The sequence below is a fragment of the Halomonas sp. AOP43-A1-21 genome (genome assembly GCF_052376775.1).
GTDB classification, from domain to species: Bacteria; Pseudomonadota; Gammaproteobacteria; order Pseudomonadales; family Halomonadaceae; genus Vreelandella; species Vreelandella colorata.
This window is the reverse complement of record NZ_JBQSWC010000085.1, coordinates 1-1,236: the sequence shown is the minus strand read 5'-3', so window position 1 is coordinate 1,236 and position 1,236 is coordinate 1. Positions and strand designations below refer to the sequence as shown.

Annotated in this window: 1 protein-coding gene; it reads right to left on the bottom strand. The window is 51.9% G+C overall.

All coding sequences use genetic code 11. The features are described 5' to 3' along the window. Window positions 1-7 precede the first annotated feature (7 nt). Window positions 8-1,177, bottom strand: coding sequence for an IS30 family transposase (locus ACT3R7_RS20640; protein WP_193092939.1), 1,170 nt, complete (start codon window positions 1,175-1,177; stop codon window positions 8-10). Window positions 1,178-1,236 lie beyond the last annotated feature (59 nt).

Below are 1,236 nucleotides of genomic sequence, written 5' to 3'. Positions count from 1 at the left end.
GGTGAGTTCAACCGGTCAACGCAAATATGCTTTGCAGCTTCTCCACAGGTGTCAGGTAGTCGAGCGTTTTCCTCGGTCGTTCATTCAGCTTCCTGGCAAATTCATTTAACTGCTCCTGGGAATAGCCCGATAAATCGGTCTTTTTCGGGAAATACTGGCGCAACAGCCGATTGGTGTTTTCGTTGCTACCTCGTTGCCAGGGGCTCTGCGGGTCACAGAAATAAACCTGCATGTCGGTCGCAAGCGTAAATTTCCTGTGGTTACCCAGCTCACCCCCTCGATCCCAAGTCAGGGTTCTCTTCAATTCCTCGGGGAGCTGGCCGACCTCCCGACAAAGCGCCGAAACAACACTTTCCGTATCTTTGCCGCCGACATGAACCAGCATTGTAAATCTAGACTGCCGTTCTACAAGCGTCGCAATATGTGAATTCTTGGATCCTGATATCAGGTCTCCCTCCCAATGGCCAGGAACAGCCCTGTCTTCAACCTCTTTTGGCCGAGCACGGATAGAAACTAAATCTGAGATGCTGGTGCGGGATTCTGCCTCTTCAGAGCTACTGTGCCGTGATCGACGCATACCGCGCCTTGATCGGAGGTGTTTAACAAGCTCTTTCTTCAGAACACCTCGAGCTTGAATAAAGAGACTTCGGTAAATCGTTTCATGGGACACATGCATCGACTTGTCATCCGGGAACTGGCGTTTTAGCCAGCCTGCTACTTGTTCTGGAGACCAGTCAATGCTCAGCTTTTCGGCAACGGCTGCACGAAGGGACTCATTCAACGAGAGAAGACATTTTTTCGGACGTTTTGACTGGGTCCAGGCACGCCGATCTGCCACGTTCGCCCTGTACCGGCTTCTTCCTCCGTTCCGACTTACCTCTCGACTTATGGTTGAGGTAGACCGTCCAATCGAGTCGGCGATCTGAGTCAATGTCAGTCCCGCTGAGATACCTCTTGAAATCTCTTCGCGCTCAGAGCTGCTAAGCACTCTCGCTGACCTGGAACGTCCCATCGGGGCAATACCACCATGTATGGCGAGCATTCCAGTAATCGATCCAGCATGCTTTCCAAGGGCTCTGCCGATCTCGCTAAGCGACTGCCCTTTCTTCCATCGAGCCCATAGCTCCTGCTTCTGCTGGTAGGTCAGTCCCCTGGTCTTTGATACTTGCTTCTGCATTCTGAAAGCCCCGATAGTTACCAGTGTGCATTATGTTGCACTGACCGATTGAATCTACC